Origin of the sequence: Streptomyces sp. P9-A4 (assembly GCF_036634195.1) — a bacterium.
Classification (GTDB): domain Bacteria; phylum Actinomycetota; class Actinomycetes; order Streptomycetales; family Streptomycetaceae; genus Streptomyces.
The window spans coordinates 617763-636678 of the sequence record NZ_JAZIFY010000001.1 but is presented as its reverse complement, the minus strand read 5'-3'; the positions used below and the strand labels follow the sequence as shown (position 1 = coordinate 636678).

10 protein-coding genes are annotated in these 18916 nt (G+C 73.6%); 4 read left to right on the top strand and 6 right to left on the bottom strand.

From position 1 onward, the window contains the following. The first annotated feature begins 2 nt into the window (after nt 1–2). The 4 genes from V4Y03_RS02700 to V4Y03_RS02685 all read left to right on the top strand — a co-directional run bounded on the left by V4Y03_RS02700 (nt 3) and on the right by V4Y03_RS02685 (nt 4973). Nucleotides 3–935: an ABC transporter permease gene (locus V4Y03_RS02700; protein WP_332433867.1), complete on the top strand. Its 933-nt coding sequence runs from the start codon at nt 3–5 to the stop codon at nt 933–935. Further along, nucleotides 932–1879 (top strand): ABC transporter permease, encoded by a 948-nt coding sequence (locus tag V4Y03_RS02695; protein WP_332433866.1) that lies wholly within the window; start codon nt 932–934, stop codon nt 1877–1879. The genes V4Y03_RS02700 and V4Y03_RS02695 overlap by 4 nt, the downstream gene beginning before the upstream one ends. After that, entirely contained in the window at nt 1869–3512 is a 1644-nt protein-coding gene (locus tag V4Y03_RS02690) for an ABC transporter ATP-binding protein (protein WP_332433865.1), read from the top strand. The genes V4Y03_RS02695 and V4Y03_RS02690 overlap by 11 nt, the downstream gene beginning before the upstream one ends. A 396-nt stretch (nt 3513–3908) precedes the next feature. Next, nucleotides 3909–4973, top strand: coding sequence for an LLM class flavin-dependent oxidoreductase (locus V4Y03_RS02685; protein WP_332433864.1), 1065 nt, complete (start codon nt 3909–3911; stop codon nt 4971–4973). On the opposite strand, the gene V4Y03_RS02680 is transcribed toward V4Y03_RS02685, so the two are convergent. From V4Y03_RS02680 to V4Y03_RS02655, 6 genes are all read right to left on the bottom strand, one after another. Beyond that, nucleotides 4913–5968 carry an LLM class flavin-dependent oxidoreductase gene (locus V4Y03_RS02680; RefSeq protein WP_317876808.1) on the bottom strand — a complete coding sequence of 352 codons (1056 nt, stop codon included), beginning with the start codon at nt 5966–5968 and terminating at the stop codon, nt 4913–4915. The two genes, V4Y03_RS02685 and V4Y03_RS02680, sit on opposite strands and share 61 nt — an antisense overlap. Before the next feature lie 57 nt (nt 5969–6025). Then, the gene (locus tag V4Y03_RS02675; RefSeq protein ID WP_317876809.1) at nt 6026–6793 is read right to left on the bottom strand and encodes an AfsR/SARP family transcriptional regulator; all 768 of its coding nucleotides are present in this window, start codon (nt 6791–6793) and stop codon (nt 6026–6028) included. A 40-nt stretch (nt 6794–6833) separates the two neighbouring features. Then, the gene (locus tag V4Y03_RS02670) at nt 6834–7334 is read right to left on the bottom strand and encodes a flavin reductase family protein (protein WP_332437090.1); all 501 of its coding nucleotides are present in this window, start codon (nt 7332–7334) and stop codon (nt 6834–6836) included. Between the two features lie 136 nt (nt 7335–7470). Then, nucleotides 7471–10380, bottom strand: coding sequence for a helix-turn-helix transcriptional regulator (locus V4Y03_RS02665; protein WP_332433863.1), 2910 nt, complete (start codon nt 10378–10380; stop codon nt 7471–7473). 173 nt (nt 10381–10553) lie between these two features. After that, complete coding sequence (locus V4Y03_RS02660) at nt 10554–12089, bottom strand: MFS transporter (RefSeq protein ID WP_332433862.1); 1536 nt, start codon at nt 12087–12089, stop codon at nt 10554–10556. A 136-nt stretch (nt 12090–12225) separates the two neighbouring features. Further along, nucleotides 12226–18915 (bottom strand): type I polyketide synthase, encoded by a 6690-nt coding sequence (locus tag V4Y03_RS02655; protein ID WP_332433861.1) that lies wholly within the window; start codon nt 18913–18915, stop codon nt 12226–12228. Nucleotide 18916: the final 1 nt, after the last annotated feature.

Here is an 18916-nt window from a genome sequence, read left to right as displayed (position 1 = left end):
CCGTGCCGCCCCTGCGCTGGTTCGCGCGCCGGCTGCTGCTGGCCGCCCTGGTCGTGTTCGGCGCGGCCAACGCCGTCTTCTTCGCCTTCCGTCTGCTTCCCGGCGACCCGGTGCGCAGCGTGCTCGGCAACACCAACCCCACGCCCGAACTCGTGGCACGCGTACGGCACGACCTCGCCCTCGACGAACCGCTCGCCGTACAGTACGGGCGGTTCATGCGCGGGCTGATCACCGGCGACCTCGGCGAGTCCTTCCAGCTTCAGCAGCCGGTCGGCGAGGTGATCGGCGGGCAGCTGTGGCCCACCGTCCAGCTCGCCGTCGCGGCCCTGCTGCTCGCGCTGCTCGTCTCGGTGACCCTCGCCGTGCTCACCGCCCACCGGCCGAAGGTCCGGCGGATCGCCTCCTCGCTCGAACTCGTCGCCGTCTCCACACCGGCCTTCTGGACCGGCCTGCTCCTGCTGGCGCTGCTGTCCTTCCGGCTCCGCTGGTTCCCGGCGATGGGCGGCAGCGGCGCCGCCGCCGTGGTGCTCCCGGCGGTCACCCTCGCGGCCGGACTCGTCGGCGCCTTCACCCAGGTGCTGCGGGAGGAGCTGGAACGGGCCCTGGAGCAGCCCTTCGTGCTCACCGCGCGCGCCCGGGGCGGCGGCGAGACCGCGATCCGGCTCCGGCACGCGCTGCGGCACGGACTGATCCCGCTGATCACCCTGTCCGGCTGGGCGGTGGGCGCGCTGTTCGGTGGCGCGGTCGTGGTGGAGACCGTCTTCAGCCGCCAGGGCCTCGGCCAGGTCACGGCCGCCGCCGTGGCCGGCCGTGACCTGCCGGTGGTGACCGGCGTGGTGCTGGTCTCCGCCGTCGCCTTCGCCCTGATCAACCTCGCGGTGGACGTGCTCTACCGGCTCGTGGACCCGCGCATCGACGAGAGGAGCATCGGATGACCGCGTCCGCCTCGGCCTCCGCGTCCGCCTCGGCCTCGGCCTCCGAGCTGGGTGCCGGGGCCGGCGCCGACGGGACGGCCGCCGACACCCCCGGCGACGCCGCCCCCGCGCTCCCGCGCCGCGCCCCGCACCGGTTCCGGCCGGGTGCGGTGCTCGCCGGGGCGGTGCTGCTGGCCGTCGCCGTCGCCGCCGTGGCGCCGGATCTGCTCGCGCCCCGGCAGCCGGACCTCATCGACCCGGTCGACGCGCTCGCGGGGCCCGGGGCCGGACACTGGCTGGGCACCGACCAACTGGGACGCGACGTGTTCAGCCGGATCGTGCACGGGGCCCGTACCTCGCTGGTCATCGGCTTCGGCGCGACCGCCCTCGCCGTCGTGGCCGGCTCGCTGCTCGGCGTGTTCGCCGCGACCGCGGGCCGGGCCGTCGACCAGGTCCTGATGCGCGCCACCGACATCCTGATGGCCTTCCCCGGGCTGATGCTGTCACTGGTGGTCGTCGCCGTCCTCGGCCCCGGCACCGGCAACGCCACCCTGGCCATCGGCGCCTCGCTGCTGCCCGGCTTCGTCCGGCTCGCCCGCGGGCAGGCGCTCGCCATCCGCGACAGCGACTACGCGCAGGCGGCCCTGGTGATGGGCCGCGGCCGGGCGTCGATCCTGTTCCGGCACCTGCTGCCCAACGCCCTGCCGCCGCTGCTCGTCCTGGCCACGGTCAACGTGGGCAGCGCCGTCATCGCCGGGTCGACCCTCAGCTTCCTCGGCCTCGGCCCGCAGCCGCCCTCACCCGAGTGGGGCGCGATGCTCGCCGAGGGCCGCGACCACCTGGACACCGCGTGGGCGGCGGCCGTCTTCCCCGGCCTGGCCATCACCGTCACCGTCGTCTCCGTGACGGTCGTCGGCCGGGCCCTGCAGCACCGCTTCGACCGGAGGGACGGCCGTGAACACTGACACCACCCGCGCGGAGCGGGCACTCGTCCTCGTGGAGGACCTGCGGATCTCCTTCGGTCGCGGCCGTGACCGCACCGAGGTCGTGCACGGCGTCGACCTCTCCCTGCGGGCCGGCGAGTGCCTGGCCCTGGTCGGCGAATCGGGCTCCGGCAAGACCCTCACCGGCCGCACCCTCGCCGGACTCACCGGGCCCGGCGCCACCGTGACCGCCCGCACCCTCGAATTCGACGGCCGGGACCTGACCGCCCTCGACGAACGCGCGTGGCGGCGGCTGCGCGGCGCCGAGACCGGCCTGGTGCTCCAGGACGCGCTGGTCTCCCTCGACCCGCTGCGCCGGGTCGGCGCCGAGATCGAGGAGTCGCTCGCCAACCACGGCATCGGCACCCGCCGCGACCGGCCGGGCCGGGCCGTCGAGCTGCTGCGCGAGGTCGCCGTGCCCGAACCCGAGCGGCGGGCGCGGCAGTTCCCGCACCAGCTGTCGGGCGGGCAGCGGCAGCGGGCGCTGATCGCCTCCGCCCTCGCCGCGGGACCCCGCGTCCTGATCGCCGACGAGCCGACCACCGCGCTCGACATGACCGTGCAGGCGCAGATCCTCGACCTGCTCGCCGCCCGCCGGGACGCGGGCACCGCAGTGCTGCTGATCAGCCATGACCTGGCGGCGGTCGCCCGGCTCGCCGACCGGATCGCGGTGATGCGGGCCGGCCGGATCGTGGAGAGCGGGCCCGCCGCGAAGGTCCTCGCCGCGCCCGCCCATCCGTACACCCGGCGTCTCCTCGACGCGGTCCCGGACGCCCGTGCCGCTCGCCGGCGGAGCACCGGAAGCCCCGGCGCCGGTACGGAGGTGCTGCGCGCCGAGGGCCTGGTGAAGCGTTACGGCGGGCCCGGCGGCGGCATGACCGCGCTCGACGGCGTTTCCTGCGTGCTGCACGCGGGCGAGACGCTCGGCGTCCTCGGCGAGTCCGGCTCCGGAAAGTCCACGCTGGCCCGGATCGTGCTCGGGCTCACCGAGCCCGACCGGGGGACGGTGACCCTGCTCGGCCGGCCCTGGTCCGGTGCGGGCGAACGCTCGCGGGCCGCTCTGCGCGGCCGGATCCAGCTGGTGCAGCAGGATCCGCTGTCCTCCTTCGACCCGCGCTGGACGGTGGAGCGGATCGTGGCCGAGGCGCTCGGCGCCGGCGGCCGGCGGGCCGCCCGCCGCCACCGGGAGCGGGTCGTCGAACTCCTGGGCCTGGTCGGCCTGGAACCCGAGCTGCTCGACCGCGGTCCACGCGGGTTGTCCGGCGGGCAGCGGCAGCGGGTGGCCATCGCCCGCGCGCTCGCGCCGGAACCGGACGTGCTGGTCTGCGACGAGCCGGTCTCCGCGCTCGACGCCTCCGTGCAGGCGCAGGTGCTCGACGTGTTCGACCGGATCCGTGAACGGCTGGGCGTGGCCCTGCTGTTCATCTCGCACGACCTCGGCGTCGTGCGCCACGTCAGCGACCGGGTCGCGGTGATGCGGGCGGGCCGCGTCGTCGAGACCGGCCCGGCCGAGCAGGTCTTCACCCGCCCGGAGCACCCCTGGACCCGGGAGCTCCTCGGTGCGGCGGCCCCTGTCGTCCCGCCGGCCAGGCAGGACGCCGGGAGCCGGGCGTGACGACCGGTGTACCCGGCCTGACGACCGGAGCGACCGGCCCGACTGCCGGTGTGCCCGGCCTCACGGCCGGAGCGACCGCCGTGACTGCCGGTGTGACGACCGGTGTGCCCGGCCTGACGGCCGGAGCGGCCGGCCCGACTGCCGGTGTGCCCGGCCTGACGACCGGAGCGACCGGCCCGACTGCCGGTGTGACGACCGGTGTGCCCGGCCTGACGACCGGCATGCCCGACGGGACGGGCATGGCCGGTATCCCTCGGGGCGCCCCCGGGCGCCCCCGGAGAGCCCTGTCCGCACCGCCCCCGCGGGCCGTCGGCACCGTGCCGCGGTCCGCCGTCTCCTCAACCACCCTGGCCGGGACTTCGGGTTCCGGCCGTGTCCGACGATAGTGAGTCGCCCATGAACGACACCGCCCCCTTCCGTCTGTCCGTGCTCGACACGGTGCCCGTCTTCAACGGGGTTCCGGCCGCCCAGTCGCTGCGGGAACTCCTGGAGCTCGCGCCGGAGGTGGAGCGGCTCGGCTACCACCGCTACTGGCTGGCCGAGCACCACAACATGCCGGCCTTCGGCACCTCCACGCCGCCGGTGCTGATAGGTCAGCTGGCCGGTGTCACCTCGACGCTGCGGATCGGCTCGGGCGGTGTGATGCTGCCCAACCACGTGCCGTACATCGTGGCCGAGCAGTTCGCCACCCTGGAGGCCTTCCACCCGGGCCGGATCGACCTCGGCGTCGGCCGCGCGCCGGGCGGCGAGCCCGCCACCGCGCGGGCGCTGCGACGCACCGGCGACCCGGCGCACGAGGGCGCCTTCGGCGAGCAGCTGGCCGAGCTGATCGGCTATCTGTCGCCGTCCGCGCCGGATGCCCGTCCGCCGGTCGCCGTCTGTCCGGCCGTGGAGCAACCGGTGCCCGTGTGGCTGCTCGGCACGAGCCCCTCCAGCGCCTCGCTGGCGGCCCGGCTCGGTCTGCCGTACGCCTACGCCCACCACCTCAACCCGGCGGGCACGGAGGCCGCGGTGACCCGCTACCGTGCGGAGTTCCGCCCCTCGGAGCGGCTGGAACGGCCGTACGTCGCGGTGTCGGCGCAGGTGGTGGTGGCCGAGTCCGACGAGGAGGCCGAGTACCAGGCAGGGCCCGCCAAGGTGGCCCAGGTGGAGGGGCGGATCAATCCGCTGACCCTGTTCCGCACGCCCGAGCAGGCGGCCGAGTATCCGCTGACGGGCGCCCAGCGGCGCTTCCTCGAGGAGTACGCGGCTCCGCAGATCATCGGCGGGGTGGAGACGGCGGGCCGGCGACTTGCCGGTCTCCGTGCCCGCACGGGCGCCGACGAGCTGCTCGCGTCGGCGCCCGTGTACGGCCTCAAGGCCAGGGTCCGGGGGTTCCGGCTCCTCGCCGAGGCGATGGCTCAGGCCACGTCGGCCGGGGCGGGGGCGCTCAGCCCGGTCACCTCGGCCAGCAGCTCGTAGGACCGGACCCGCTCGTCGTGGTCCTGGATCGCGCTGAGCATCAGCAGTTCGTCGGCGCCGGTGGCCTTGACGAACTCGGTGATCCGCTGTCGCGCGGCCTCGGGTCCGCCGAAGATCTGCGGCCCGTACAGCTGCTCGACGACCGCCCGCTCCTCCGGGGTGTAGGAGAAGCGGGCGGCCTCCTCCACGGCCGGGAAGTACGGGTTCTGGCCGCGCAGCGACCGGGCGGTGATCACGCGCAGCGGGTCGCTCAGCCGGGCCGCGCGCTCGTCGTCCTCGGCCACGCCGCAGAACGCGGAGACGATCGTGTACGGCTCGGCGAGGTACTCGGAGGGCCGGAACTCGGCGCGGTAGGCGTCGAGCGCGGCGGTCGTGCCGTGCGGGGAGAAGTGGTGCGCGTAGGCGAAGGGCAGCCCCAGGGCCGCCGCGAGCTGCGCGCTGTAGCCGCTGGAGCCGAGCAGCCAGACGGGGACGGAGTGCTCGGCCGCGGGCACGGCGGAGACGGTGCCGTGCCCGGGTTCCGGGACGCGCGCGGCGCCGGAGGGCGGCGCGAAGTAGCGGATGAGCTCCTGGATCTGCGCGGGGAAGTCGTTGCCGCCGAGCGGGCCCGCCTGGCGCCGCAGGGCCCGGGCCGTCAGCGGGTCGGTGCCGGGCGCGCGGCCGATGCCGAGATCGATCCTGCCCGGGTGCAGGGCGGCCAGGGTGCCGAACTGCTCCGCCACCACGAGGGGCGGGTGGTTGGGCAGCATGACGCCGCCGGCCCCCACCCGCAGATGGGTGGTGGCGGCGGCGATCTGCCCGGCGAGGATCGCCGGCGACGAGGTCGAGAGGGCCGGCATGTTGTGGTGCTCGGCCAGCCAGAAGCGGTGGTAGCCGAGCCGGTCCACAGCACGGGCCAGCCGGACGGTGTTGCGCAGTGACACGGTCGCGGTCGACCCCTGCCACACCGGAGCGGTGTCCAGGACGGACAGTCGGAATCCCAGTTCGGTGGTCATGGGACGAGAATATGGGGACTGTCCCCGTTTTTCAACACGGCCCGGACACCGCCCGGTTCACGCCGCTCTGGTCAGCACGGGACCGGAGTCCAGCAGGATCTCCTGGTGCAGCTCGTGCAGCTGGCGGCACGGGCTGATCCCGAGCTCCCGGTCGAGCGAGGAGCGCACCGTGTGGAAGGCCTGGAGCGCGTCGGCCCGGCGGTCGGAGCGGTAGAGGGCGAGCATCAGCTGACGGTGGAACGCCTCGATGAGCGGGTGCTTGGACACCAGCGCGTACAGCGGCCCCACCAGCTCGCGGTGCCGCCCGAGGGCCAGATCGGCCTCGTTCCGCAGCTCCACGCACTCCAGCCTGGTCTCCTCGGCCCAGGTGGCGAACTCGTCGACGATGTCACCGCCGCGCAGCTCGCCGAGGACCGTGCCGCGCCACAGCGACAGCGCCTGGCCGCACAGCGCGGAGACCTCCCCGTGCCGGCCGGCCCGCGCCGCGGCCCGGCCCTGCTGGGCAAGCCGCTGGAATTCGTGGGCGTCCAGCGTGTGGTCGCCGAGCTCCAGGACGTAACCGGGGAATCGGGTGACGATCGGGCTCGGCTCGGCGTTCGCCCCCTTCAGCATCTTGCGCAGCTGGGATATGTACACATGCAGAGTGGCGGTGGCCCGCCGCGGCGGATCGTCGCGCCAGATTCCGGCGCACAACTGGTCGGTGGATGTGACGTTCCCGGCGCGGACCAGCATGGCGGCGAGAAGGCATTCCACCTTCGGCGCGCTGATGGTGAAAGTCCTGTCGGCGTCCGTCATGCGCAGGCTGCCCAGGATTTCGAATCGCATGTCTTGTTGACCTTCCGAAGATCGCGGAACCCGACAGTGCTCAGCGCGACACTGAGCCGTAGTGACCGTCGAGATAGACGAGAGGACGGGCCTGGCGGCCCTGGTACGCGCGAATCGGCTGCGCGATCACCACGGTGTGATCGCCGGCGGGCAGGTCGTACACCTTGCGGCAGACCATCGCCGCGGGAACGCCGTCGAGCAGCGGCACGCCGTGCGGGCCGGCACTCCATCGGGTGGGCGGCGCGAAGCGGTCGGCGCCGCTGCGCGCGAAGGTCGAGGCGAGTTCCTGCTGGTCGTGAGCGAGCAGATGCACCGCCACGTACTCGGCGGCACAGACCGTGGCCCACGACGAGGCGTTCCGGCCCACCCCGAACGACAGGAGCGCGGGCGCGGAGGAGACGGAGGCGAGTGAGGTCGCCGTGAAGCCGGCGGGCTGTCTCTCGCCCATCGCCGTGATGATCGCCACACCGGCCGGATGTGTCCGGAAGACGCCCCGGAACGCGTCCTCCGTCAGCGGCTCCTCTTCCGCCGCGCCGGCCACCGGACATCTGGCGGAAGGCGACCAGACGTGATGATGGGCGATCTCCCCGTGACTCACTTCAACCCCCTGAAGAATTGCTCCGGTGCCGGTCGTGTCCAGCCCCGTTCATTGCTGTGCCTTCAGGCTCACAGAAGGATCACGTAGCGACATCCGTGGAAATACGTACGGCCATCAATCGAGCCAATTCAGCACGCGATCCGATCTCCAATTTGCGGTAGATCCGGGACAGATGGACCTCCACGGTGCGCGGACTCAGCCCCAGCGCCTCGGCGATCTCCCGGGTCCGCCGGCCCGTTCCGGCCTCTCGCGCGACCTCCCGCTCGCGCCCGGTCAGTACCTCCAGACCGTTCACGAGAGGGATCGGCGCGGGCAGCAGCGCGTGGCAGCCGCGGCCCAGCGAGTTCTCCAGCGGAGTGTCCGGATTCAGCCGGGCGAGCAGCAGTACGTCCCACTGCTCGGCCAGTTCCTGCGCCGAGGCCCACAGCTCCGCCGCCAAGCCCGGACGGCTGCTGTTGCTCGCCGCACGGGCCGACCGGATACGCGCGGTCAGCCGGTGCAGCCGCAGCTGGGCGCCGTCGAACGCCCGCTCCGCCTCCTGGTACAGCGTCACCGCCGCGTCCCAGTCGGCCTGCTCGGCGAGCACGTGTCCGCGCGCGAGCAGCGCGTACGCCCGGTTGTGCGGCAGCCGCAGCCCCTGCGCCGCGCCGTTCGCGCGGTCGGCCCACATCGAGGTGCCGCCGGAGCTGCCGGTGCCGCCGGAGAGCGAGGCCAGGGCGAGCAGCTCGAAGCCCCGGGGCCGCAGCGTGGGGTCGAGCCGGGGCAGGTCGGGGCCGCCGAGGTCCAGGAGCAGGCTGACGCAGCGGTCCGGACTGCCCTGCATCAGCAGCGCCTCGGCCAGCGCGAGTACGGACGCGCCGTGCCAGCGGCCGACGGAGCGGCGCAGCGAGTGCACGGCCTGCTCGGTGAGCGCGGAGGCCCGGCTGCTGCCCGGCGGCTCGGCGTAGGTCACGCACAGCGCCTCCTGGGCGAGGGCCACCACGCGCAGCTGTTCGGCGCCCAGGTAGCCGGCGAGCTCGGTGGCCTCGGCGGCGGACCTGCGGGCGCTCTCCAGGCGGCCCTGCCGCAGCTGGGCCTCGGCGAGGCCGCTCAGCAGCACCGGCAGCATCGCGTTGTGGGAGCAGTTCTGGATGACGGTGGTGCCGCGCTCGAAGAACGACTCCGCCTCGCGCGGCCGGCCGAGCGCCATGGCGCACTGGCCGAGCAGCGCCAGGTACTCGCTGTGGCAGGTGATCTCGGTGTTCGAGAGCTCGTCCATCTGGCGCACGGCGGCGTCGTACGAGGCCAGGGACTGCGCCACCCGGCCGGCCGCGAGCTCGCCGAGGGCGTGCAGCGCCATGGCCCCGGCCAGGGTGGTGCGCTTCCCGCCGGACCGGGCGAGGACGAGGGCCTGGGAGGCGATCCCGGGCAGCTCCTCGTCGCCGCGCATCGAGGAGATGATCCCCCGGCAGATCATGAGCTGGGCGAGGATATCGTTGTCGGCCTTCGCCGCCCGCAGGTCGGTGAGGGCGGCCGACACCAGCTCCGTCGCCGCGCTGAATCGTCCCTGCAGACACTCGACGATGACGCAGAGCCCGATCGCCGCCCGGCCCGCGTCGTCGGGGCCCAGCGGTGACCCCTGGGTCAGCAGGGCGCGCAGTGGGGCGTCGTCGGCGAGGTAGTCGGAGGCCTGCAGCGCCCGTGCCAGGGGCGGGATGAGGGCGAGCAGTCTGCCGGTCGGCTGCTCGGAGGCGGGCAGCTCGTGCAGGGCCGTCAGGAGCCACCGAACGGCGTCGTAGGGAGAGCTCTGCTCGGCCTCCTGGCCGGCCCTGGCCAGCGTCTCCAGGTCCTCGGGGGTGAAGGAGCTGGTCGACAGCTCGATGTGCACCGCCCGCTCGGACGCCGAGGCGGCACGGCGGTTGAGCACGGTCAGTGCCCTGCGGTGGGCCCGTGAGCGCCAGCAGCGGTCGGTCTGGTCGTGCAGCACCCGGCGCAGCATCGGGTGCCGGAAGCCCAGGAGGGTGCCGGAGGAGCGCAGTGGCCGCAGCACGTCCAGCTGGAGCAGCGCGTTGACGACGGTGCAGGTCTCGTCGGTGGGCAGCTCGGAGACGGCCGCCAGCTCGTCCCGGCTGAACCGGTCGCCGAGGACGGCCGCGGACTCGGCCACGAGCCGTTCCGCCGGGTCCAGCCCGGCCAGTTCGGCCGCCAGCGGCGCGAGACGCCCGGTGTGCAGCTGGGTGCGCGGGTCCGCGCCCCTCGTCGCCGATTCCTCCTGGGCCAGCAGATAGAGCGGATGGCCGTTGCTCTCGTCGAGCGCCGAGGGCAGCCAGACCGTGTCGGGCCGTACGCCGAGCAGCCGGGCCGCCTGGTCCAGGTCGAGCGGCGGCAGGTCGATGCGGTCCACCCGGCCCTGCTCGGCGCCCTGGGCGAGGGTGCTGAGCAGTGAGGGCGCGGCCTGCCGCGGCCGGTGCGCGACCACCAGCAGGACCGGGGCCTGGAAGGTCCAGCGGGCCAGATGGTCGGCGAGCGCCAGCGACTGCGGGTCGGCCCAGTGGAAGTCGTCGAGTACGAGCAGCAGGCCGTGATCGGCGGCCTGGCTCAGCAGTGCGTGCAGCGCCTGGGAGAGCTGCAGCGGCGCCAGTTCGGTGCCCCGGCCGCCCAGCCGGGCGCAGAGGCCGGCCCGCAGCAGCTCGGCGTGCTCGCGCGAGAGGGCGGACAGCCGGTCGGCCGTCATGATGCCGTTCACTGCGCGGGTGAAAACGTGCAAAGGTTCGTCGAGTTCGGACGGATAGCAGCGTCCGTCGAGAACGGTGACGCCTCGGTCGCGTGCGACGGAGGTCAGCTGGGCCAGCAGACGGCTCTTGCCCGAACCGGGTTCTCCGAGCAGCTCGACGATGCCTCCGCGGCCTTCCTGCAGTGCCTGCAGCGCGCTCAGCAGTTGTAAGGATTCCCTGCACCGGACCGAAGACGTGCTCTGTTTGGCGACCAGCGACATGATGGTCGTGACCATCCCTTCCCCCTTGGGTTGACGTCTCGCGTGGAGCCATCCTGATCCCTCAGCCACGATGGTACGAGCGCATTGTTACGGCAGCCCGAACCGGAGGATGTCCGACGCGCGGGCGCACGAACGCGCCCTGACCGGCGAGAACCGGCCAGGGCGTCGCGTGGAGTCGCGAATGGGAACTATAGGGACGTGGCGTGCTGCGCGGGGTTGCCGGACTGCTCCGGGGAGTCCTCCGCGGCCTGCTCCGCGCCGCCGCCCATTGGGACGGAACGCATGATGAGGGTGAGCAGGATGGTGAGGGCGGTGAAGCCGGCACCCCAGACGAAGGCCGTGGTGACGCCCTCGGTGAGGACGAAGTCCGCGGTGCCCTTGGTGTCGAGACCGGCCGGCACCTCGTCGGCGGCGCCGCGGCTGGCGGCGCCGAACACGGTCACCATGATGGCGAGGCCCAGCGCGCCGCCGATCTGCTGCATGACGTTCAGCAGACCGGACGCGGCGCCGGTCTCCTCGGGTGCGAGGCCGGACATCAGGATGGTGGTGACGCCGACGAGCAGGGTGCCCATGCCGAGACCGGCGACGAGCATGGGTCCGAGCATCGCGGAGACGAACTGGGAGTCGGGGGTGAGCTGGGCGAACCAGATCAGGCCGACGCTGATGGCGGCGGCGCCGACCGCGGTCAGGACGCGCGGCCCGGCCTTGGGCAGAAGCTTCGCGGCGATGCTGGAGGTGGCCAGAATCAGCAGGGCGAGCGGCACGAAGGCCAGACCCGCCTGGATCGGGGTGAAGCCCCGCACCTCCTGGAGGAACTGGGTGAGGAAGAAGAACATCGAGTTGCCCGCCGCCATCACGAACAGCAGCGAGAGGTAGCCGGTCGCGCGGTTGCGGTCGGCGAACAGCCGCAGCGGGGTGATCGGCTGCTTGGCGTGGGTCTCGATGAAGACGAAGAGCACGAGCAGCACGACCGCGGCGGCGAAGGAGACCAGGGTGAGCGTGTCGCCCCAGCCGCTCTCGGCGGCCCGGATGAAGCCGTAGACCAGGGCGCTCATGCCGATGGTGGAGGTGAGCGCGCCGCCGAGGTCGAAGCGGGCGGGCTTGCGCTCGGTCTCGTGGATGAACATCGGGGCCGCGATCAGCAGCGCGACGCCGATCGGCACGTTGATGAAGAGCACCCAGCGCCAGGACAGCCAGTCCGTCAGCAGGCCGCCGCCGATGAGGCCGATGGCCGCGCCGGAGCCGGAGACCGCCGCGTACATGCCGAGGGCCTTGGCCCGGGCCTTCTCGTCGGTGAAGTGGGTCGCGATCAGGGCGAGCACGGTGGGCGCGGCGAAAGCGGCGCCGACGCCCTGGAGGGCGCGCGCGGCGAGCAGCATTCCGGCCGAGCTGGACAGACCGCCGAGCAGCGAGGCCGCGGTGAAGATCGTGACGCCGAGGAGCAGCCCGCGGCGGTGGCCGAGGACGTCTCCGGCGCGACCGCCGAGGAGCAGCAGACCGCCGAAGGTCAGCAGGTAGGAGCTGAGGACCCAGGAGAGTCCGGTGGGGGTGAAGTCGAGCGCGACCTTGAGGTCGGGCAGGGCGATGTTCACCACGTTCACGTCGAGGATCAGCATCGTCTGGAGGGTGAGCACGATGAGGAGCACCATGCCGTTGCGGCGGCCGGCCGCCTCGGCGGTGGGCGGGCCCTGCCCCGCGGCGCTCGTGACGGTCTTTTCACTCATGATTCAGCATCTCCTCGGCACGCTAAACGGGGACTTCCCACGGTTCTGTTCCCGAACATACAGGGACGGTCCCCGTTTAGCAATCGGCAACGGCGCCGGGCCAGTTGAAGGCCCGGCCGAAGGCTCCTGCGACCGCTCAGTTGACGCCGAGCTCCCGGTCGATGAAGTCGAAGAGGTCGTCGTCGGACGCCTCCGTCAGCTCCACCGCGTTCACCTCCGCCGCGTCGCCGCCCTCCGACTCCAGGCGCAGCAGGAGATCGCGCACCCGTCCGGTCAGCCGGCCACGACCGCCCTCGGCCGCGCCCAGCGTCACGAGCCGCGCCTCGATGCGGTCGAGCTCGGCGAGAGCCGACGCCACCGGGTCCTCCTCGGCCGGGGCGAGCGCCGTCAGCAGGTGCCGGGCCAGCGCCAGCGGCGTCGGATGGTCGAACACCAGCGTGCTCGGCAGCCGAAGACCCAGCTCCGCGTTGAGCCGGTTGCGCAGTTCCACCGAGGTCAGCGAGTCGAAGCCCAGCTCCTTGAAGGGCCGCTCGGTGCCGACACCCGCCGCGTCCGTGTGCCCGAGCACCGTCGCCACATGGCCGCGCACCAGCCCGAGCAGCAGGTCGAGACGCTCGGGACCGGCCAGCGCGGCGAGCCGCTCGCGGACCCCGGTACCTCCGTCCGCCGCGGCCGACGCACCGCCCGCCGCCTTCCGTACCGTCCGTCCCTCGCCGGCCAGCTCACCGAAGAGCGGCGGCAGCGAGCCCGCCCGCGCCCGCGACCGCAGCGCCGCCGGATCGAGCCCGACACCCACGGCCAGCGGCTGCCTGCCTTCGAGCGCCGCGTCGAAGAGCGCGAGGCCCTCCTCGTCGCCCAGCGGCAGGATGCCGTCCCGTGCCATCCGTGTGAGGTCGGTGTCGGTGAGGTTTTCGGTGAGTGTGCTGTGGTGGTTCCAGAGGCCCCAGGCGAGGCTGGTGGCGGGTTGTCCTTGGGTGTGGCGGTGGTGGGCGAGGGCGTCGAGGAAGGTGTTGGCGGCGGCGTAGTTGGCTTGTCCGGGGGTGCCGGTGAGTCCGGAGAGGCTGGAGTAGAGGAGGAAGTGGGTGAGGGGGTGGTTGTGGGTGGTGGTGTGGAGGTGCCAGGCGGTGTGGGCTTTGGGGTTGAGGGTGGTGTGGAGGTGGGTGGGTGTTTGGTTGTGGAGGGGGGTGTCGTGGGTGGTGCCTGCGGTGTGGATGACGGTGGTGAGGGGGTGTTGGGTGGGGATGGTGTTGAGGAGTTGGGTGAGGTTGTGGGGGTTGGTGGTGTCGCAGGCTTCGATGCGGATGTGGGCGCCGTGTTGGGTGAGTTCGTGGGTGAGTTGGGTGGCGCCGGGGGCGTTGGGTCCGCGTCGGCTGGTGAGGATGAGGTGGCGTGCGCCGTGGTGGGTGACGAGGTGGCGGGCGAGGAGGCTGCCGAGTGCGCCGGTGCCTCCGGTGATCAACACCGTCCCCTCCGGGTCCGGCGGAGCCGGCAGCGTCAGGACCGCCTTGCCGGTGTGCCGGGCCTGACTCAGATGACGCAGCGCCTCCGGCGCGTGGCTCACGTCCCACGCGGTCACCGGCAGCCGCCGCAGCTCCCCGGACTCGAACAGCCGCACCAGCTCGACCAGCATTTCCTGGACCCGCTCGGGCTCCACCCGCATCAGGTCGTACGCCGTGTACGACACACCCGCGTACCGCTCCCGCACCTCGGCCGCGTCACGGATGTCGGTCTTGCCCATCTCCAGGAACCGGCCGCCCGGCGCGAGCAGCCGCAGCGAGGCGTCCACGAACTCCTGGGCCAGCGAGTTCAGCACCACGTCGAAGCCCCGGCCGCCGGTGGCCGCCCGGTACTGCTCCTCGAAGTCGAGCGTCCGGGTCGAGGCGATCCGGTCCTCGGGCACACCCAGTGAACGCAGCACGTCCCACTTGGGCCTGCTCGCCGTGCCGTAGACCTCCAGGCCCCAGTGGTGCGCGAGCTGCAGCGCGGCCATGCCCACACCGCCGGTCGCCGCGTGCACGAGCAGCGACTCGCCCCGGCGCGCCTTCGCCAGGTCCTCGAGCCCGTAGTACGCGGTGAGGAACACGACCGGGATCACCGCGGCGTCCGTGAACGTCCAGCCCTGCGGCATCCGGGTCACCCAGCGGTGGTCGGTGACCGCGACCGGCCCGATCGCGCCCAGCGGGAACAGCCCCATCACCCGGTCGCCGACCGCCACCGAGGTCACGCCGGGCCCCGTCTCCAGGACGACACCGGCCGCCTCGCCGCCGATCCGCGCCTCGTCGCCCGGGTACATCCCGAGACCCACGAGGACGTCACGGAAGTTCAGACCCGCGGCCCGCACCTGGACCCGCACCTCGCCGTGCCCCAGCGGCGCGCCCGCCTCGGGAGCGGGCAGCAGCGCCAGATTGCCCAGGGTGCCGGAGCTGTGCACGTCGAGCCGCCAGAACGGGGTGTCCTTCGGCGGCACGAGCACCTCGGGCGCCCGGTCGGCCCGCACCAGACGGGGCGCGTAGACACCGCCGTCGCGCACCGCGAGCTGGTGCTCGTCCCCGGCGAGCAGCGCCGACACGGCGGCGGCCAGCCCCTCCGTACGCTCCTCGACGACCTCGTCGAGATCCAGCAGACCGAATCGGTCGGGGTGTTCGGTACGGGCGGCGCGCAGCAGGCCCCACACGGCGGACGCGGCCAGATCCCGTATCTCGGGCCCGGGCCTGGCGGCCACGGCGCCCCGGGTCACGGCCACGAACCGAGGCTCCGCCCCGGCGCCGGCCGGCCATTCCCACTCCAGCCAGTCCTGCGTCAGCGCGAGCGCCCGGGTGCTCAACGCGTCCACCCGCGACGGAAGCCCGTCGTCCGTGACCGGGGTCTCGTCGAGGAAGGTGGCGAGGACCACACCCGGCGCCCCGGCGCCCGCCGCGACGGCCGCGTGCAGCGCGGCGGCATCGGGGTGGACCGGCACGCCGAGCGCCGCCGCCAGACCCAGCGGGTCCGGGCCGAGAACGGCGACCGCCTCCGACGCGGCGGACGGCGTCCCGGCCGAGGGCAGCGGCTTCCAGTCGACCAGGAGCAGCGGCGTCCGCCCGGCACCGGACCCGTCCGCGCCGGCCGAGAGATCGGCCGGAGCGCCGGCCCGCGCGGTCACGGCCGCCACCGTGGCGACCGGAGCGCCGGCCGGGTCGGTCAGCCGCAGCCGTACGGTGTCCTCGCCGGTCCGGGTCAGCCGCAGCCGCACCCGGGTCGCCTCCACGGCGTGCAGCGTCACGCCCTGCCAGCTGAACGGCAGCAGCACGCTCCCGGCGTCCTCGCCCATGACCTCGCGCGCCCATGGGTGGAGTGCGGCGTCGAGGAGGGCGGGGTGAAGGGTGTGCCCGGTGGCGTCGACGCCCTCGGGGAGCTCGATCTCGGCGTGGAGGTCGTCGCCGTCGCGCCAGAGCGCGGTGAGGCCCTGGAAGGCGGTGCCGTACGTGTAGCCGTGGGCGTGCAGCTCCTCGTACGCGCCCGTGAGGTCGACGCGCTCGCCCGGCGGCGGCCACGGCAGCTCCTCGGGCGTGTCGACCGCGTCCGACAGGGTGCCGGAGGCATGCCGGGTCCAGGACTCGGCGTCGTCCGTACGCGAGTGCACGGCGATCGTCCGGCTGCCGTCGCCGGCCGCCGGGCCGACCGTGACATGCAGGGTCACCGGCGTGTCCGCCCGCAGCATCAGCGGGGATTCGAGGGTGAGTTCGTCCAGCGTGGGCGTGTCGGTGTGGCCTGCGGCGTGCAGCGCGAGATCGGCGAGGGCCGTGCCGGGAAGCAGCGTGGCGCCGGCGATGGTGTGGTCCGCGAGCCAGGCATGGGTACGCGTCGAGATCCGGCCGGTGAACACCAGCTGGTCGCTGTCCGGGAGCGTCACCAGGGCGCCGAGCAGTGGATGCCCTGAGGTCACGAGACCCGCGGACGCGACGTCCGTCGCCACCGTGCCGGGCGACAGCCAGAAGCGCTCACGCTGGAAGGGGTAGGTGGGCAGGCCCTCCAGGGACGGCGCCGGGGTCTGGGGCTGCCAGGTGGTGGGGGTGTGGCCCGTGGTGTGGAGTCGGGCGAGCGCGGTGGCGAGGGTGGTGGACTCGGGTGCGTTCTTGCGCAGCGTCGGTGCGAGGACGGCCGGCCCGGTCAGCGTGTCCTGGGCGAGCGCCGTGAGGGTGGCGTCCGGGCCGAGCTCCACGAAACGGCTCGTGCCGTGGGCTTCGAGGTGCTGGATGCCGGGGTGGAAGCGGACGGCCTGGCGGATGTGGTTCGCCCAGTACGCCGGAGTGACCAGGTCGTCGCCGGTGGCGGGCAGGCCGGTCACGTTGGAGATGACGGGGATCTTCGGGGCGTGGAAGGTCAGGCCCTCGATCGCCTCGCGGAAGCCGGGAAGGACCTCGTCCATGTGCGCGGAGTGGAAGGCATGGCTGACCGTCAGGCGCGAGGTCTTCCGGCCGAGCGCCGCGAAGTGCTGCGCCACCGCCTCGGCCGCGTCCCTGGCCCCGGAGATCACCGTGGCCTCCGGTCCGTTCACCGCCGCGATGTCCAGATCGCCCCCGACCCCGGCGAGGGCCTCCCGCACCTCCGCCTCCGAGGCGCGCACGGCGAGCATCGCGCCGTCACCGCGGGCGGCCTGCATGAGCCGGCCGCGAACCGCGACCAGCGTGACGGCGTCCGGCAGATCCAGGACACCGGCGGCGTGCGCGGCGGCGATCTCGCCGACCGAGTGGCCGATCAGCGCGTCCGGGACCAGACCGTGGTGCTCCAGGGTCCGGTAGAGCGCGGTCTGCAGGGTGAAGAGCGCGGCCTGCGCGTACTGCGTCCGGTTGAGCGTCGCCGCGTCCTGGCCCCACGTCACCTCGTGCAGCGGCCGGTCCAGGATCGCGTCGAAACGGTCGCAGACCTCGTGGAAGGCGGCGGCGAACACCGGGTGGGAGTCGTACAGTTCGCGACCCATGCCGAGGCGCTGGCTGCCTTGTCCGGTGAAGAGGAAGGCGGTCTTTCCGGTGAGGGTGGTGCCGGTGGTCAGACCGGGTGCCTCACCGCCCTCGGCGAGGGCGTCCAGGGCGGCGAGCAGCCCCGCGCGCTCGCCCGTCGCGTCGACGGCGGCGCGGTGCTCGAAGCGGGTACGGGCCGCGAGCGCGCCCGCGACCTCCCGCGGCGGGGTGTCCGGGTGCTCGGTCGCGTAGGTGTGCAGGCGGCGTGCCTGCTCCCGCAGGGCCCGATCCGACTTCGCCGACAACAGCCACGGCACGGAAGGGAGTTCGACGGCCCCGTCCGTCGGCTCCGGGGCACCTGCCGGACCGTCGTTCCCTCCGTCGCCGATGGCCTCGGGGACCTCCACGCCCGCCGCTTCCTGGCGGGCCGGCTCGCCGCCGGGCTGCTCCGCGTGCTGCTCGGCGGTCCGCTCCGTCGACTGTTCGATCACGACGTGCGCGTTGGTGCCGCTGATGCCGAACGACGACACGGCGGCCCGCAGCGGGGTCTCGTCGGGGGCCGTCCAGGGCTGCTCCTCGGTGAGCAGTCGTACGGTGCCCGCCGACCAGTCGACATGGTCCGTCGGCCGGTCGACGTGCAGGGTGCGCGGCAGCCTGCCGTTGCGCATCGCCATCACCATCTTGATGACGCCGCCGACCCCCGCGGCGGCCTGCGTGTGGCCGATGTTGGACTTCAACGAACCGAGCCACAGAGGGCGTTCGGCGTCACGCTCCCGCCCGTACGTGTTGATCAGGGCCTGCGCCTCGATCGGGTCGCCCAGGGTCGTGCCGGTGCCGTGCGCCTCGACCGCGTCCACCTGGTCGGACGCCAGCTGGGCGTTGGCGAGCGCCTGGCGGATCACCCGCTCCTGGGACGGACCGTTCGGCGCCGTCAGCCGGCCGCTCGCGCCGTCCTGGTTGGTCGCGGTGCCGCGTACGACGGCGAGGACCGGGTGGCCGTTGCGGACGGCGTCGGAGAGCCGCTCGACGAGCAGCAGGCCGACGCCCTCGCTCCAGCCGGTGCCGTCGGCCGTCGCGGAGAACGCCTTGCAGCGGCCGTCGGGGGAGAGGCCGCGCTGACGGCTGAACTCCACGAAGGTGTTGGGCGTGGCCATCACCGTCGCGCCGCCCGCGAGGGCGAGCGAGCACTCGCCCTGCCGCAGCGACTGCACCGCGAGGTGCAGCGCCACCAGGGACGAGGAGCAGGCGGTGTCCACGGACACCGCGGGGCCTTCGAGACCGTAGACGTAGGAGAGGCGGCCCGAGGCCACACTGCCCAGGCTGCCGCTGGCGAGATAGCCCTCGTACCCCTCGGGCGCCGGCCGCAGCCGCGAGGCGTAGTCGTTGTACATCACCCCGGCGAAGACGCCGGTGTCGCTGCCGCGCAGGGTCGTCGGGTCGATGCCGGCCCGCTCGAACGCCTCCCAGGCCGTCTCCAGGAGCAGCCGCTGCTGCGGGTCGGTGGCCATCGCCTCGCGCGGGCTCAGCCCGAAGAAGGCCGCGTCCGCCTGCGCCGCCTCGTGGACGAACCCGCCCCGGGCCGTCGTCGACCTGCCGACGGCCTCCGGGTCCGGGTCGTACAGGTCCTCGTCCCAGCCGCGGTCGTCGGGGAAGGGCCCGATGGCGTCGGTGCCCTCGCTGACCAGCTTCCACAGGTCCTCGGGCGAGGACACCCCGCCCGGGTAGCGGCAGGCCATGCCGACGATCGCGATCGGCTCGTGCCGGGCCTGTTCGATCTCCGAGATCCGGCGCCGCGCCAGCCTCAGGTCGGTGGTCGCCCGCTTGAGGTAGTCGCGGAGCCTGTCTTCGTTGTTCGCCACGTTCGCCACGGGAGCGTTGTTCGCCACG